This is a genomic window from Afipia carboxidovorans OM5 (assembly GCF_000218565.1).
GTDB classification, from domain to species: domain Bacteria; phylum Pseudomonadota; class Alphaproteobacteria; order Rhizobiales; family Xanthobacteraceae; genus Afipia; species Afipia carboxidovorans.
The window spans coordinates 1,451,461-1,467,789 of record NC_015684.1 but is presented as its reverse complement, the minus strand read 5'-3'; the positions used below and the strand labels follow the sequence as shown (position 1 = coordinate 1,467,789).

At 61.8% G+C, this 16,329-nt stretch carries 16 protein-coding genes; 2 read left to right on the top strand and 14 right to left on the bottom strand.

Annotation, left to right across the window (positions count from 1 at the left end):
* Window positions 1-17 precede the first annotated feature (17 nt).
* From OCA5_RS19580 to mobB, 5 genes are all read right to left on the bottom strand, one after another.
* Window positions 18-146 (bottom strand): MFS transporter small subunit, encoded by a 129-nt coding sequence (locus OCA5_RS19580; RefSeq protein ID WP_012563847.1) that lies wholly within the window; start codon window positions 144-146, stop codon window positions 18-20.
* Window positions 147-157: 11 nt separating this feature from the next.
* The gene (locus OCA5_RS06855) at window positions 158-1,612 is read right to left on the bottom strand and encodes an L-lactate MFS transporter (RefSeq protein WP_012563848.1); all 1,455 of its coding nucleotides are present in this window, start codon (window positions 1,610-1,612) and stop codon (window positions 158-160) included.
* A gap of 584 nt (window positions 1,613-2,196) precedes the next feature.
* Window positions 2,197-2,421, bottom strand: a complete 225-nt coding sequence (locus OCA5_RS06850; RefSeq protein ID WP_012563849.1) for a sulfurtransferase TusA family protein — start codon at window positions 2,419-2,421, stop codon at window positions 2,197-2,199.
* Window positions 2,422-2,426: 5 nt separating this feature from the next.
* Window positions 2,427-3,683: a molybdopterin molybdotransferase MoeA gene (locus OCA5_RS06845; RefSeq protein WP_012563850.1), complete on the bottom strand. Its 1,257-nt coding sequence runs from the start codon at window positions 3,681-3,683 to the stop codon at window positions 2,427-2,429.
* Between the two features lie 3 nt (window positions 3,684-3,686).
* The gene (gene mobB, locus OCA5_RS06840) at window positions 3,687-4,211 is read right to left on the bottom strand and encodes a molybdopterin-guanine dinucleotide biosynthesis protein B (protein ID WP_012563851.1); all 525 of its coding nucleotides are present in this window, start codon (window positions 4,209-4,211) and stop codon (window positions 3,687-3,689) included.
* Between the two features lie 92 nt (window positions 4,212-4,303).
* Here mobB and mobA point away from each other — a divergent pair, with 92 nt between their 5' ends.
* Window positions 4,304-4,951 (top strand): molybdenum cofactor guanylyltransferase MobA, encoded by a 648-nt coding sequence (gene mobA, locus OCA5_RS06835; RefSeq protein WP_013912988.1) that lies wholly within the window; start codon window positions 4,304-4,306, stop codon window positions 4,949-4,951.
* On the opposite strand, the gene OCA5_RS06830 is transcribed toward mobA, so the two are convergent.
* The 3 genes from OCA5_RS06830 to OCA5_RS06820 all read right to left on the bottom strand — a co-directional run bounded on the left by OCA5_RS06830 (window position 4,952) and on the right by OCA5_RS06820 (window position 8,966).
* Window positions 4,952-6,904, bottom strand: coding sequence for a molybdopterin biosynthesis protein (locus OCA5_RS06830; RefSeq protein WP_013912987.1), 1,953 nt, complete (start codon window positions 6,902-6,904; stop codon window positions 4,952-4,954).
* Window positions 6,897-8,003: a molybdopterin-binding protein gene (locus tag OCA5_RS06825; RefSeq protein ID WP_012563854.1), complete on the bottom strand. Its 1,107-nt coding sequence runs from the start codon at window positions 8,001-8,003 to the stop codon at window positions 6,897-6,899. Before OCA5_RS06825 ends, OCA5_RS06830 begins: the two co-directional genes overlap by 8 nt.
* Window positions 8,004-8,255: 252 nt before the next feature.
* Window positions 8,256-8,966, bottom strand: a complete 711-nt coding sequence (locus OCA5_RS06820; protein WP_012563855.1) for an outer membrane protein — start codon at window positions 8,964-8,966, stop codon at window positions 8,256-8,258.
* Between the two features lie 297 nt (window positions 8,967-9,263).
* On the opposite strand from OCA5_RS06820, the gene ku reads away from it, so the two are divergent.
* Entirely contained in the window at window positions 9,264-10,130 is an 867-nt protein-coding gene (ku, locus tag OCA5_RS06815; protein ID WP_012563856.1) for a non-homologous end joining protein Ku, read from the top strand.
* Window positions 10,131-10,439: 309 nt separating this feature from the next.
* Here ku and OCA5_RS06810 read toward each other — a convergent pair whose 3' ends face one another.
* From OCA5_RS06810 to OCA5_RS06785, 6 genes are all read right to left on the bottom strand, one after another.
* Entirely contained in the window at window positions 10,440-11,237 is a 798-nt protein-coding gene (locus OCA5_RS06810; RefSeq protein ID WP_012563857.1) for a TonB family protein, read from the bottom strand.
* Window positions 11,238-11,249: 12 nt separating this feature from the next.
* Window positions 11,250-11,720 (bottom strand): TonB system transport protein ExbD, encoded by a 471-nt coding sequence (gene exbD, locus OCA5_RS06805; RefSeq protein ID WP_012563858.1) that lies wholly within the window; start codon window positions 11,718-11,720, stop codon window positions 11,250-11,252.
* A gap of 11 nt (window positions 11,721-11,731) precedes the next feature.
* A complete protein-coding gene (gene exbB / locus OCA5_RS06800) occupies window positions 11,732-12,658 on the bottom strand; it encodes a tonB-system energizer ExbB (protein ID WP_012563859.1) in 927 nt (308 codons plus the stop codon).
* A complete protein-coding gene (locus OCA5_RS06795; protein WP_012563860.1) occupies window positions 12,655-13,344 on the bottom strand; it encodes a Fe2+-dependent dioxygenase in 690 nt (229 codons plus the stop codon). Before OCA5_RS06795 ends, exbB begins: the two co-directional genes overlap by 4 nt.
* Before the next feature lie 97 nt (window positions 13,345-13,441).
* Window positions 13,442-15,859, bottom strand: coding sequence for a TonB-dependent receptor (locus OCA5_RS06790; RefSeq protein ID WP_013912986.1), 2,418 nt, complete (start codon window positions 15,857-15,859; stop codon window positions 13,442-13,444).
* Between the two features lie 206 nt (window positions 15,860-16,065).
* Complete coding sequence (locus tag OCA5_RS06785) at window positions 16,066-16,329, bottom strand: hypothetical protein (protein ID WP_012563862.1); 264 nt, start codon at window positions 16,327-16,329, stop codon at window positions 16,066-16,068.

Genomic DNA, 16,329 nt, shown 5'->3' with positions numbered 1-16,329 from the left:
CTAGGACATTATGGAGCTTATTGGAAAAGCTTCATCGCATTGATCAACGTCTGCGTGACGCCGGCAAGAAGCGGAATGCCCGCGATGCTCCAGGCGAGAGCAATCATGTAAGCCGGCGTGGTGGCGCTGTGTTCGACGTTTTCCATCTTCAACCTCCTTAGGCGTTGGCACTGCTGGGAGTCGCCGCCAATTCCTCATCGGCAGCGCTGTCCGGTTGATGATGACCACCGGCCATGTGGTACTTGGCGTTCACCGCCTTCACGCAGGCATTGCAGATGAAGCCGACGATGAAGAGCCCCGCCATGATGTACATGGTGGTGTTGTAGGCCTCCGCCTTCGGCACGCCGTGCGTGACGTTGTACTCACGGATGTAGTTGATGAGCACCGGTCCCGCGACGCCCGCTGCCGACCAGGCGGTGAGGAGGATGCCGTGGATGGCGCCGACATAACGCGTTCCGAACAGGTCGCGCAGATAGGCCGGAACGGTCGAGAAGCCGCCGCCATACATCGAGACGATGATCAGGAAGCAGAACACGAACAGGACGACATTGCCGCTGCTGCCTGCGTAAGGAACGGTGACGTACAGCGCAAAGCCCAGGCACATGAACACGAAATAGGTGTTCTTGCGGCCGATGAAGTCTGACAGCGTCGCCCATGAGAACCGCCCGCCCATGTTGAACAGGCTCATCAGTCCGACGAGGCCGGCGGCCGCGATCGGGGTGATGTGACCGGGGAACATCTCCTGGCTCATCGCCGACGCCTGGCCCAGCACGCCGATGCCGGCCGTGGTGTTGAGGAACAGCACCGTCCACACCAGCCAGAACTGCGGTGTCTTGATCGCGTCATACACGAACACATGGTTCCTGGTGACGAGCTTCTTGCCGGTTGCGGCTGCGGGCACAAATCCCTTCGGCTTCCAGTTCTCGGCCGGCACGCGCACGATGAACGCACCGAACATCATGAAGCAGAAATAGACGCAGCCCAGCACGATGAAGGTGTTGAACACGCCGACATCCGTCGTCGTGTGGAATTTGCTCATCAGCCAGACCGACAAGGGCGAGGCGATCAGCGCACCGCCGCCGAAGCCCATGATCGCCATGCCCGTCGCCATGCCGGGACGGTCCGGAAACCATTTCATCAGGGTCGAGACCGGCGAGATGTAGCCGATGCCGAGCGCGCATCCGCCGATCACCCCATAGCCGAGATAGATCAGCCAAAGCGTATGCAGGTGCACGCCGAGCGCGGAAATCAGAAAGCCGCTGGCCCAGCAGATCGCCGCCGTAAACATCGCCTTGCGCGGGCCGCCTTCTTCGACCCAGCGTCCGAACACGGCCGACGAGATGCCGAGAAACAGCATGGCGATGGAAAAGATCCAGCCGAGTTCGGTGAGCTTCCAGTCACCCGGCGCGGATTCGGTGACGCCGAGCAGCTTGGTCATCGGCAGGTTGAACACGCTGAACGCATAAGCTTGCCCGATGCACAGATGCACGCACAGCGCCGCCGGCGGAATCATCCAGCGGCTGTAGCCCGGTTTTGCAATCGTGCGCTCCCGGTCGAGAAACGGAATCCACGCCTTGGCGTAGGTTTCCGGGGTATGAATTATCGCTGCCATTATGTCTCCTCCCGATAGGTCGTTGCCTGCCGCGCGGTTTGCCGTCCCTGGCCTTGTCCGCAGCCGCCTGTTTCCGGCGGTCCGTGGGGCCAGGTGAAATGACGCGTGGGATCGCAGGGATTGCAGCGCGCAGAGAGCTGGTCTCTCCCGCACCGTCCCTTCACGCTCACTTCACGAAGACGAAGCGCATTCACTCCGCCGACGACTAAACCCGCATTGCTTGTGTTATTCCGTTCCGCCCCAACATTTTTGAATGCGAACGGCATACCGATTGGGACAGAGGATTTGATTTGTGTCGATCATCCAAAAGTATGGATGCACGCAATTTGTTTTATCGTGCTGCTACTGCGAATGGAAATTTTCTTCATATTATGTCGTGAAACGACCTACTTTTCAAAAGTGCGATATTTATAAGGGTTTTCTCATTGTCAAATCTGTCAACTTATGACGGTAAAACATATCGTATAAATGCGTCTTATGACGATATTATGTATCCCAATACCCCTGTTATGGTGGCGGGATGAACATTGGAATTTCTCTAGGAGAAGATTGTTTTCTAAGGGGCGTCTGCCGGTCGAATCGACTTAGCGCTTCTCGATCAGGAAATGAATGCTCTCGGCATCCTGCTTCAGGATCTCGATATGATCGCCAGTCTCACCAATAAGATGCGGTACGTCGATCGCTGCAAGCGGGTCGGTGCAGATCACTTCCAGCCGGGCACCCGGCGCCAACCCCTTCAGCGCCTTGCGCGTGCGCAGCACCGGCAATGGACATTTCAGTCCGCTGAGATCGAGTTTGTGCGAGGGCATCGCGATTACAGAAGGCTCGAATAGGGAAGGAAGCTCAGCATATCGCCCGACTTCACGGTGGTGACGTTCTCGCGAAGCTCCACGAGACCATCGGTCTGCACAAGCGACGACAAGATGCCCGCCCCGTCGCGCGGAAATTTGGTTGCACCGAAGAGCCCGTCCTCATCCTGCACGAGCGTCACCCGGACGTATTCGCGCCGGCCCGCTTTCTTGTGGTAATCGAATTTGGCGCGAACCTGCAGGGGGACCGGTTTGCGCGACACCACTCCGGAGAGCGCGAGGATCGCAGGACGACCGATATAGGTGAAGGTCACAAACCCCGCCACCGGATTGCCCGGCAGCCCGATAAACGGCGTGCCGTCGATCACACCCATCGTAACGGGGCGGCCCGGCTTGATCGCCATGCGCCACAACACAAGAGTGCCGATGCTCTCGATCCCGGCCTTGACGTGATCCTCCTCGCCCGTCGAAACGCCGCCGGTGGTGAGGATCAGATCGCACTCCTGTGCGGCCTGTTTCAGCGAGGTCGATACGGCCGCCTCATTGTCCGGAATGATGCCGAGATCGACCGGTTCGCATCCGAGACGGCGCAGCATCGCGCTCAGCATGGTCCGGTTGGAATCGAATAGTTGCGAAGGCCCCCTCTTCTCGCCCGGCGACACGACTTCGTTGCCAGTCGAGAAAATCGCAACACGCGGACGGCGACGAACCGGCAATTCGGTGAGGCCGAGCGCCGCTGCAAGCGCGACGTCCTGCGGGCGCATGCGCCGCCCTTTGGGCAATGCCACCGAGCCGATCGGAATGTCCTCGCCTGCGATGCGCACATTGGCACCGCGCGTCAGTCCCGGCGGCAGGACAACCGTCCCGTCCTCCGCGACGCTGACGTCTTCCTGCATGAAGACCGTGTCGGCGCCCGGCGGCATCGGCGCGCCGGTAAAGATGCGAATGGTATGGCCGGGCTTGATCTCGGCATGCGCGCTAGAGCCTGCAATGACGCGCTCCTGCACAACAAACACCCGCGCGCTATCCGTCGGCAGATCCTCGCCCCGCACGGCATAGCCATCGACAGCGGAATTGTTGAACGAGGGAATATTGATCGGCGCATACACCTCGGCAGCCGTCGTACGCCCATCCGCGGCGGACAGCGGGACCTGTTCGACATCTTCGACCGGCTGAATTCGCGACGTGATGATCTCGAGCGCCTCATCGACGCTCATCATCGGGCCGCCGAATGCAAAACAATCGTCCGACAACTGCGCCATCGATCAATCCACCTTGTACTTCGCCGAAAATTCTCCGAGATCTTCGGCCTTGGCTTTCACGACCTCGGCAATCGCCGGGATGTCGTTGAGATCGAAAACCGGCAGTGTCGTTTCCGGCCTGATGTCGCTGGCAATCGCAACGATATTCGGGTCGTTCGGAAACATCAGCGGCTTATTGTTCGCCGTGCGATGGATCTCGATCTTGGGATGGCGCTCGGCCTTGAATCCCTCGATCAGAATGTAGTCGACGGGTGACATCTTCGACAACAGCGCAACCAGCGGCGGTTCGGGCTCGCCGCGCAACTCATGCAAGAGCGCCCAGCGGCCGCTCGAGGAAATCAGCACATCCGTCGCACCCGCCTGCCGGTGAATCCACGAATCCTTGCCGGGTTTGTCGATATCGAAAGCGTGATGCGCGTGCTTGACGACCGATACGCGCGCGCCACCCTCGATCAGATACGGCACGAGGCGCGACAGCAACGTGGTTTTCCCTGCGCCGCTCCACCCCGCAAACCCGATCACCCGCATTGCATTCTCCCTTTCGCCCCTGCGTGCTATAGCGTGACTGTCGTCCGGCACAAGGCTGGAACGCGTGAATCAACGCGGGTTTGCAGGAAATCATGTCACCTGATCGCACGATAGAGGACGGCTATCCCGCCACACCCGGCGTGCTGCTCGCCGGCGGCCTCGCCCGCCGCATGGGTGGAGGCGACAAACCGATGCGGCTAATTGCCGGCCGCACCATTCTGGCACGGGCAATCGAGCGCCTCACTCCGCAATGCGACGGATTGATCCTGAACGCCAATGGTGATCCGGCGCGCTTCGCTGCGTTCGGCCTGCCGGTCGTGCCGGACAGCGTGGAAGGCTTTGCGGGGCCGCTCGCAGGCATTCTCGCAGGCCTCGACTGGGTGGCGGAAAATCGGCCCGGCATGCGTTACGTCTTCACCAGCGCGGGCGATTGCCCGTTTCTGCCGCGCGATCTCGTCGCACGCCTTCATCAGGCCCGTCGCAAGAACGATGCCGAAGTCACCGTGGCCGTATCCGGCGGCCAGATGCACCCCATCATCGCGATTTGGGATATCGAACTGCGCCACGCGATCCGTCATGCCTTGACGGTGGAAGATTTCCGCAAGGTACATGCCTTCGTTCGCCGCTTTCGTCTTGCGCAGGCGTCGTGGCCGACGGAGCCGCTCGATCCGTTCTTCAATGCGAACGAAGCCACCGACCTCGAAGAGGCCACGCGCCTTGCCGCGCTCGACGGTGGCTGATTACGCCGGACGAAAGCCTGCCTTCTCGAGCGCCTTGCGCGTCTCATCAGAGTGGAGCGAGGCCAGAAACGCTTTCACGCCGGGCCGCTTCGCACGGGCATCCACCAGCGCAAAGTCATAATGCTCCTCGGTCAACGGCAGAAAACCAAGTTCTGCCGCATTCGCAACCGGCGCAATCGTCACGCCCCAATCGGCGCGTCCCTGCGCGACAGCCGCCGCCACCGCATTGTGAGAGCGCGGCTGATTCCAGTAACCATCGGGCCGCGCATCGCCAAGCAGACGATCAATGAGAATGCGCGTGCCTGCACCCTGATTGCGGTTGACCATCAGGCAGGAGGCATCCGCGAGCGCCGCTGCCACAGCAGCCTCCGGCGTCTTGCCCTCGAAACGCGCATCACCCGGGCGAAATACGATGCCCTGCATGCGGCGATAGCCGGGCACAAGCGTCAGACCCGGCGCCAGGAACGACGTGTTGTAGGTGTCGGTCTTGTCGGCGAAGAGATGGATCGGTGCGAGATCGCATTCGCCGCGTCGCGCTGCCGCCAATCCCCCAAGACTGCCAACTGAAATCGAACGCACCGACAATCCTTCGCGCACGACAGGCGCAGTGACGACGTCGAGTCCCGTACAATGACTGCCGACGATGACGAGATCGGGCACGCGCACATGCGGTGTAAGCAGCGTCACGTCGGTCTTGGTGCCGGCCGGCATCTGATCGGCAAGCGCCTCGATGCGCAGAAAGCCATCAGCCTGCGCGAAGGACGTGATCGCGCCGGAGCCCTTGCCCGTCGGATACGCGATCAACTCGCCGTCTGCGCCTTCCACCAGCGAGACCATCACAAACTCGGTGCGGCCGAGTTCGGAAGCAATCCGCACCGGCACCGTCGCTTCCACAGTCGTGTCGGTCCGCAGCGGCAGGCCTGCAAGGCGGCGCAGCACCGGCACAATGATATCGTGGAACGTGAACATCGCCGAGGTCGGAAAGCCCGGTAGAATAACGACCGGCTTGCCGTCGCACACCGCAAGGCACAGCGGCTTGCCGGGCTTCAATGCGACACCATGCGCGATGATTCCGGGCGCGCCGAGCCGCGGAATGATCCGGTGCGAAAGGTCGCCCGCACCCTTCGAGGTGCCACCGGACAGTACGAGCATATCTGCGCGCGCAAGCGCAGCACGCATGCCCTGCTCCAGCACGTCCTCCTCGTCCGGATAGGAGCCCATGAAAATCGGATTGCCGCCATTCTCCGCAATCGCCGCGGTGACGATGGGGCCGTTGGTGTCGTAGACCGCCGCGGGTCGCAGCGGCGTGCCGGGCTGCTCCAGTTCGTCACCCGTCGAGATCACCGCGACCACCGGGCGGCGCACGACATTGACCCGCGCAATGCCGCAGGCCGCGAGCATTCCGATTTCCCGCGAGCCGATCACCGTGCCCTTGTGCATCAGCACTTCGCCGCGCGCGATGTCCGAGCCCGCATAGGAAATAAACTGCCCGGGCGAAACCGCGCGGCGAACTTCGATCGCATCGTTTGCCAGCGGCTGGGTGTGCTCCACCATCACCACCGCATCGGCGCCGCGCGGAATCGGACCACCGGTCGCAATCGGCGTTGCCGTGCCGGGCTGCACGATCTGTTTTGGCGCTGTGCCGCAAGCAATCGTTTCATTATTCAAAGCAAGACGGACCGGGGCGCCCTCGCCTGCTTGCGCGAGATCATCCGAGCGCACCGCAAACCCATCGACGTTAGATCGATCGAACGGCGGCACATCGATCGGCGCCATCACGTCCGTTGCAAGCGCAAGCGACAGTGCGTCCGCAAGTGGCACCGTGTCGACCGGCAGTGAGCGCGGAAACAAAGCGTCCTCGAAACGCGCCAGCACTTCCTCGCGCGACAGGATCGTCAGGAACTGATCCTGATCGCCGGGCAAAGATGACGACAGGTCGGTCACGTCAGACATACCCCTCCAACACAAAACCGCGACATATCGTGCCGGCGGCATATCCCTCGCTCTCGCCCGGCACCACCAGCCATGCATCAGCCTCCGCGATCAGGGACAACGGCAGATCGCCGATTGCGAGCGGCATCCAGCGCATATCGTCGCGCTTCAATAGCACGATCTCGGCCATGCCCGGCGCGGACGAAATCTTGCGAACAAGCGGCAATGACAGAGATGGTGGCTCGCTTCGCGCCGACAACCGCGCAAGAACCGGCAGTGCCAGCAGAAGCCAGGCCGAGAGTGCCTGATCAAGTCGTCCCGGCAACGCCAGAATCGGCAAGCCTCCCATGCGCCCGGTCAGCGCTGTCGTGCCCGGCGCGATCGCAATGCTGTGGGCCAATAATGCGCCGCGCGACGAAATTGCGGCAGCAACGTTGTCATCGCGGCCCTCGCCTGTTCCGCCAATGAAAACAAGCAGATCCGCCTCGGTCTCCAGCGTGGCGACTAATGTGGCCATATTGCGGTTTTCCATGCGTCGAAGCGAAACCGCCGCACCGGCCCGGCGCGCAAGCGCGGCGATGAAATCCGAGGTCACCGCCTTGTCGGTCGACGACACGACGTCGACGATAGTCACGCGCGGCTTGCGAATGGCGATGCCGGAAAGACCGGCCGCGCACGCAAGCGCCGCATCGAGCGGCCGCACGACGCTGCCCGGCGCAATGATGCTCGCTCCTTGCGCGATATCACCACCGGCGCGGCGAACACCGGCTCCGGGACTCGCCTCGCCTGTGACCTGTGCGAGCGGACCATTTACCTCGACGAGATCGGGATCGACGATGCAATCGCATCCCTCGGGCATCGGCTGCCCGGCCTCGATCCAGAGCGGCGGGTTTGGCAGGAATGCGGGAGCGTAGGAGGTTGCGCCGACGAGATCGCGCGAGGACAGCGCCCAACCGTCGCGCATCGCCGTGTCTTGCTGCGGCACGCCCACGCCAAGCGGCGCCATCGCGGCAGCGATCGAGCCCACCGCTTCCACAACCGGCACGGATATCTCCTGCACGGCAGCGAGCCCTTCGAGCAGACCCGCAAGCGCGTCATCGAGCGAGACCAACGGCTTCATGATACTCCGCTTCGTTTCCGGGCCTCTCCAGGGCGTTTTCGAGCGAAGTGGAAACCGCTTCGCGTGAAGAAAACGCGTCAAAATAATAAGCTAGGGTCCCGCTTTGCTTTTATCAAAGCGGGACCCTCGCCCGAACCGGCGTGGAAGTCCCATCGCGACTGCGCGTTCACGGCGCACATTACGCCCCCCAACGCAAAAGGCCGGCTGCGAGAGCCGGCCTTTCCGTCAGATCGCGGATGCGATCAGCGTGTCTTAGTAGCGGGCCACAACCGGACCACCCCAATTGAAGTGGTAGTTGATGCCAGCCTTCACAGTGTGAAGGTCGTCGCGGTAGCTGACCGTGCTCGGCAGCGTGCCGAAGGTGAGCGCGGTGCGGTCGAAGTCGTAGTACTGGTACTCGATCTTCGCCGACCAGGCCGGAGCGAACATGTACTCGAGGCCCGCACCGACGGTGTAGCCGGTGGTGTCGCGGCTGACCAGGAACGGCGTGGTGGCAGCAATACCGCCGTTGTCGCGGAACGCGACACCGCCCTTGGCGTAGATCATGCCAGGACCCCAGGTGTAGCCGAGACGGCCGGTGACCGAAGCCAGCCAGTCGTTCTTGACGCGGATGCCGTCAAAGCCATCCGTGAAGGTGTAGCGGTTGTTCGACAGGCCGTTGAACTCACCCTCGATGCCGAGCACCCAGTTCGGCGAGAACTGGTAGTTGGCGCCGAGCACGCCGCCGCCGAGGAACGAGGAGTCGTCACGGTTACCGGTCACGAGCGGATCGTCAGTGACGAAGCCGCTGCTGCCCTGGAAGGCACCGCCAACCTGAGCACCGATGTAGAGGCCGGTCCAGTTGTAGATCGGCGCGACCGGAGCCGGCGGAGCCTTCGTATAGGGCCGTGCCGCCAGGTCCGCAGCAAACACTGACGTCGAGCTCAGGGCTGCGATCGTCGCTGCAAGAAGAAGCTTGTGCATTTTCGTCTCCAGACATCCCAAGTTGAATGATCGCTATTGATCACGCGCCGAGACAAAATGCTGTAGCGCAAAGACCACACTGAACCCCCAAAAACCGTAGCGTAAACAAGGCAATAACGTGGCGGAGACTCACCCCAAATGTGGCGGAACAAATGTGGAACCCGTTGATATTGGGTAAAATTCCGTCTCGCTTTCGGCCATGGGCGCGGCGGCTCCCGGTCTTCCGCCAAAATCTTTGGAACGATGTGGTGAACACTCCATTGAACAGGCTGGTGTTGCGTAACCCGGAGTTAAGACATGGCGCCCCGCGCGAACTGGAAGGGCTTCCTACGGCTGTCTCTCGTCACCTGTCCGATCGCCTTGTTCCCCGCAACATCGGAGTCCGACAAGATCCGGTTCAACCAGATCAACAAGAACACCGGGCATCGGATCAAATACGCCAAGGTGGATGCCGAGACCGGCGAGGAAGTCGAGCGCGAGGACATCGTCAAGGGCTACAAGGTCGACACCGACACCTACATCCAGGTCAGCGACGACGAACTCGACAATATTGCTCTGGAATCGACTCACACGATCGACATCGACGAGTTCGTGCCGCGCGAGGAGATCGACAACCGCTTCCTGATCCGCCCCTATTATATCGTCCCCGACGGCAAGGTCGGGCATGACGCCTATGCGGTGATCCGCGAAACCATCCGCTCCATGAACATGATGGCGCTTGGCCGCATCGTGCTCACCAACCGCGAGCACATCATTGCGCTGGAGCCTCTCGAAAAGGGGCTGATGGGCACGCTGCTGCGCTTTCCTTATGAGGTGCGCGACGAATCCGAATATTTCGACGACATCAAGGACGTCAAAGTCACCAAGGAAATGCTGGACCTCGCCCGCCACATCGTCGAGAGCAAGGCGGCCGATTTCGATCCCAAACATTTCGAGGATCATTATGAGGCCGCGCTCGCCGACCTGATCGAACGCAAGCGCTCCGGCGAGAAGATCAAGGCGCCCGCCGCACCGCGCGAGAGCGGCAATGTCATCAACCTGATGGATGCGCTGCGCGAAAGCCTCAAGGGCAACGCCAAATCCGCACGCCGCCCGGTCAAGACACAGGCCCGCACCGCGCGGAAACCGGCGAGATCAAAGGCCCGCACCCGCAAGGCAAGCTAACGGGATTTAGCTTCTGTCATTATTGTGCGGAGCCACTTATCCGATCCGGCAGCAATATTCCCTTCACCTCTCCCCGGCGGGGAGAGGTCGGCGCGCAGCGCCGGGTGAGGGGGACTAGATATTTAATCGAGGCATTTAGAGCCCTCACCCCGACCCTCTCCCCAACGGGGAGAGGGAGCAGATTGCAATCGTTGCTTGCACTCGATGAACGTTTTTCAGATCGGCACTGAATGCGAACGCTTGTGTCAGAATGTAAAGTGATCTGAAGGCAATCCGAAACGCTAAACCGCCCGATGCCGAAACACCGATCTACTTCTTCTGGCCGCGTGCGCGGAACACAACCGGCAGCGTGAAGGTCAGCCCTTCGTCGGCCACGAGCGGCGGCGGCGCGGGCACGGGATCGGAACGCTTGAGCATCGCAAGCGCCGCCTGATCGAATTCCGGATCACCCGAGCCTTGCGCGATGGTCGTGGCAATCAGGCGGCCGGTCCGGTCGATTTCAAAGCTGACCATGATCTTGACGCTGACGTCCGAGCGGTCCGCCGGATAGCGCTTGTGACGGTCGAGATGAGCGACGAGCTCCTTCTGCCACGTCGCGCGGATGCGCTGCTTGCTGGCCCCGGTGCCCTGCGCCAGCGTCATGGAGCGATCCGACTGCTGCGCGGCCTCGGAGGTCGGCATTGCGGTTGCCTCGGCGGCCACCGATTCCGTCGAAGCGGTCTGCTGCCTCGCCGCCTTGTTCGGATCGTTCTCCTTCGGATCGGTCGCCTTGTCCGGCGACACCACGCGATCAGGGTCCTCGGATTCGACCGGCTTCTCCTGCGGCAGGTCGCTCTCTTTCACTTCCGCCTTCTGCTCGACCACTTCAGGCGAGGCCGCGGAGGCTTCCGTATCCGGCCCCGGCGGCAGATCGGTTATCTCGCCGCGCGGCGCCAGAAATTCGAGGCCGACCTCGATGCCGGCCGCGCCGAGTTCTTCGTCATCCTCGGTGCCGGAAAAGCTCGCGACCGCAACCGCCGCGACCGCGCCATGCAGGACCAACGCCGCGATCGCCGCAAGCACCCATACGCGGTGCGAGGAGTCATTCCACAGGCGGGTCAAGAACATTGCACGTCCGAACTATTGCGGCTTCGCGTCCGCCGCCGGGATTGCGGTGCCGGCGCTGTCAGGCACGCCCTCGAGCGCCACCAGCGCGACCTTCAGATATCCTCCGGCGCGAAGGATTTCGAGCACGTCCATCATGTTGCCGTAGGACACGGCGCGATCCGCGCGCAGGAAGATACGGCGATCCTTCTTGCCCTCTCCGGCCGCATCGAGCGCATTGACGAGATCGACGCGCTTCACCGGCGTCTCGCCGATCGCGACCGCGAGGTCGGACTTGATGGTGACGTAAGTCGGCTTGTCCGGCTTCTTGGTCGGCGTCGCCGTGGAGGACGGCAGATCAACCGGCAGATCGACGGTCGAGAGCGGCGCGGCCACCATGAAGATGATCAGAAGAACGAGAATGACGTCGATGAACGGCGTGACGTTGATCTCGTGCGTCTCGCCGAGATCGTCGCCATCATCGACATCGTTGAACGTAACGCCCACAACCGTCTCCGTTATTCGGCCGCGTGGGAAACCGCAGAGCCATGGCCGCGGTCGAGGTCACGCGAGAGAAGACGCCCTGCCGAGCCCGAAGCCTGGTTGACGTATTCCATGTAGCGCCGGGTGACGCGGGTGAAGTGGTTGTAGATGATCACCGCCGGGATCGCCGCGACGAGGCCGAGCGCGGTCGCGAGTAGCGCTTCCGCGATGCCGGGCGCAACGACGGCGAGGTTGGTGGTCTGCGATTTCGAAATGCCGATGAAGCTGTTCATGATGCCCCAGACGGTGCCGAACAGGCCGACGAACGGCGCGGTCGCGCCGATCGTTGCGAGCACGCCCATGCCGAGGCGCATCCGCCGCGCTTCGCTGCGCGTGACTTCGGCGAACAGCGAAGCCGCGCGCTCCTTGATGCCGGCATCGCCGACGATGCCCGATGACATCCGCAGTTCATGAACCGCCATCGCGAGGAACGACGACAGCACCGTCTTGCCGGAGCCGAGCGCCATCCGCGCCTCCGCGAGCGTGCGCGAGTTCGAGACCGCACGCAGCGCCGCCTTGAGGCGCTTCTGCATCACATACTGTTCGCGCAGTTTCGCAAAACAGATCGTCCAGGTGAGCAGCGAGGCGAACGCCAGGCCGATCATCACCAGCTTCACGACGATATCGGCCTGCATGAACATGCCCCAGGGGGACAGGTCGTGCGGCACCACCGCCTCTTTCACGATCCCCTCCGCCGCAGGCAGCGCGGTCGGCGCCGGTGCAGCCTCAGTCGCGGCAGGCGCGGCTGCGGGGGTCGATGGAGCGGCCTCCGTTGCGGGCGCATTCGCGGCGGGAGCGCTTGCCGCCGGCTGCGCAGGAGCAGCCTGCTGGGCCAGCGCGGGTACGGCGCCTGCCACACAGACGACAATGGAAAGGCACGTCATCAAGCGAATGGTTTTCATACGTCAGCCCAGTAGCGAATGAGGTTGTGATAGATGCCGGTCAGTTTGACCGTTTCCGGGTCGTCCCGACCCAGCCGTTCGACGAGGGCCTGCACGGCCGTGTCGAGATCGAAAATCATGCTACGCGCGTGTGCATCGCGTACCATGCTCTGCAGCCAGAAAAAAGATGCAACCCGGGTCCCGCGCGTCACCGGCGTCACCAGATGCAAACTAGACGCAGGATAAAGAACGAGGTGCCCCGCAGGCAGCTTCACCTCGTGAGAGCCGTAATAGTCTTCGACGGTGAGAACGCCGCCGTCATAATCCTCGGGTTCCGACAGAAATAGCGTCACCGACAGATCGGTGCGAATGCGCAGGCCCGTCAGACGATCGCCGCGCACCGCATTGTCGACATGGACACCGAAATGGTGGCCGTTGGAGGACGCATAGCGATTGAACAGCGGCGGAAAGATATGCAGCGGAATCGCTGCGGAAATAAACAGCGGACTGCGTGTCAGCGCGCTGAGAACACGCTGGCCGAGTGCGCGCGCGACATCGCTGTCAGGCGGCAGTTGCTCGTTGCGCTTCACCATGGCGGATTGCGCCCCGGCGGTCGAGCGGCCGTCTTCCCATTCGGCTGCATCCATGACGCGGCGGAAGTCTGCGACCTCGGCCTTGTCCAGAATATCGGGGATGCAGATCAACATGGCGAACTCATATGCATACCGGGCCTTGTATGTCCCAAGGCCCGGTATAAGTCATTCTCCGAGGCCGATTTTTCGGCTTCGCAAAGATAGAATAGGTCTAGAATTTAACCGACGTCATCACGTAGACCGCCCGCCCCGGCGCAACCGCCACGAACGGCGCAGCGCTGCGGTACAGCGTGTCGTAGTAGAGCTTGTTGAAGATGTTCTGGGCATAGAGCTTCACGGTCACGTTCTTGTCGATCTTCTTTTCCAGGAAGGTGTCGAAGCGCCAATAGCTTGGCAGTTCCGTGCCCACGCTGGCCGCGAGCGTGCCGCCATAGACCTTCGAGCGATAGATCGCCTGGCCGCCCAGTTCCCAACCGTTGTCGAACCGGTATTTCGACAGCAGGCTGAAGGACTCATGCGCGACGTTGGCAAGCTTGAGGCCGATATTGTTGGCTATCGCGGACTTCGTGACCTTGGAGTCCATCAGCACCACGCCGCCGAAGATGCTCCACCTGTCGGTGATCTTGCCGCCGACCCCGAGGTCGATACCCTGGATGCGATAGGCACCACCGCCCTGAAGGACGTTGCTGACGGTCTCACGGGCATTGTCCTTCGTGGTCTGGAACAGCGCCGCCGTCACCAGCAGCTTCTTGTCGAACAGCTCCCACTTGGTGCCGACCTCAGCCGATTTGTTGCGCTCGGGGCCAAGGATCTGGCCCGTCGGCAGCGTCGGGCTGAGGCCACCATAATCAGCGCCGCCAGCATCCATCTCCTGTCCGATCGGATTGGAAGACGTCGCATAGGCCGCATAGACGCTTGCGAACGGCACCGGCTTCAAAACAGCGCCGACATTGTAGTTGAACAGACCGTCGTGAGCTGAGTTCGATGCCGTGTTGTTCTGCGTGTGGATGTCGTAATCGTCGTAACGGATACCGCCATTGAGAATCAGAACATCGTTATAGTTGGCGGTGTCCAACAGATAGACGCCCTTGGTATTGATCGTCGGCTTGAGCGGATTGCCGACCAGCGTCGGCGACCCCGTGAACGGCCATTGGTTGTAAGCGGGATAGAAGATCGACTGGTTCTGGAGTGCTCCCGAAGACGTGAAGGGATCAGAACCGCCGACCTCCGATGTCAGACCGCTGTAGCGATCAACCGACATCTTCTCCTGGGAAAATTCGGCGCCGAAGATTGCCGTGTGCTTCCACGCGCCGGTGTTGAACTTGAAGGTCGCGTCGTTCTGGTTGGCGAGAACGTCGGTGACCTGATAGCGGCTCTGCGCGCTCGCGGTGACAGTCCACTTCAGCGGGTCCGGATCGGTGGTGTTCGGCCCCTGCGGCAGCGTGCCGATATAGTCGAGGACAGAGCGTGCGGCGCGGACGCGGCTCGAAAGCGTCAGGCTGTCGTTGACCTGCACCTCGGCAGCCACCGTGCCGAAATCCTGCGTCGATTTGGTGTAATCGCGATTGACGAAACCGTACCAGGTGCCGCGCGGCACGCCGACCTCGGTCACCGGCACGTTGCCCTGCCGGTAATAAGGAATGCCGAAATCCGGCAGGCCGCTGAGATCGGTGTGAACGTAATTCGCCGTCACCTTGACGTTCTCGGTCGGCGTCCATTTCAACGCCGCGAACCCGCCCCAGCGGTTGTCCTCGACATAATTGCGGCCGGCGACACCTGCATCCTGAAACAGGCCGCCCGCGCGCATGGACAGGGTCGGGTTGATGACCTGATTGACATCGAGCGTTACGCGCTTGGTGCGGTCGGTGCCGAACGTGGTCTCGGCGTTGTAGAAATTCCTGTCGCCCGCCTGCTTGGTGACGATGTTGATTGCGCCGCCTGCGGTGCCGCGCCCCGCGTAGGACGACGCCGGGCCACGCAGGATCTCGACCTGCTCGGTGAAGAAATTCTCACGGATGCTCACTGACGGATCGCGAATGCCGTCGATAAAGACGTCGCTGCGCGCATCGAAGCCGCGGATGAAGAAACGGTCGCCGAACGCGTTGCCGCCTTCGCCCGAACCGAGCGTAACGCCCGCGGTGCTGCGGCCGATTTCCCGCAGGGTGGTTGCGTTCTTGTCCTCGAGCACATCCTTGGTGAGAACGGTGATCGTCTTCGGCGTGTTGATGAGCGGCTCGCTGAACTTGTTCGATTGCACCCGCGTCGCCTGATAGGGCGCGTTCGGGTTCGCATAAGGATCTGCATCCGGCGGCAACTGGCCTGCGTTCGGATACGGCACCGGCTGCACTTGGGTCTGCTGCTGGCGCCGCGCGGCCCGGCGCAATGCTGCAGTGGCACGCCTCTGGTCCGCCGAGGGCCTGGCGCGGGTGGCACGCGGCTTGGGCGCATCGACCGTCACCGCAGGCAATTGCGACTGGGGCTGCGGTTGCGGCTGGGCCTGCTGAGCTTCCGCCCCCGACACCGACGCAACCGCGATAAGCCCCGCAATCGACGTCACTTTTCCTGCTGAAACCCCACAGGCACTAGTCTTCAATGTCCGCAACGAGCGCGGCGCCTTCACCCCATTCATGTCTCTTGCCCCAAATCCAGAGTCGGTCGCGTCACTTTGACTGTGCGACCTTTTGTCTAGTCGCTCATAGGACTCGGGAACTGCGCAATCAATTTTATTCCGATGCTTTTCCTTTTGAATCCCTCAAAAGAGGCAGATCGGAAGCACCTTTTAAGTTTGAGTGCTCCAAGTTTTTAATCGTTCTAAACTTGAGATACTCAGGGCTTTCACTCGTGGCTTTGCGAAGGATCGGCATCCTCGCTCGGCGGCTTCATCAGTGAAAACATCTCATCGACCGTCTCCTGCGCGGTGCGCCGGATCGCATCGGCATTGGGAGTACCGGCGATATTGACGCCGCGGACCACGGCGCGGATTTCGTCGCGAAAGTCGGTGAGAAAGCGCAGCGGATCACGCTGCTCGTTGGCGACACGCGCGATCAGTCCCGTAATCAGGATCTGGCAGGCGATCATCCGGCCGTTGAGTTCTTCCAT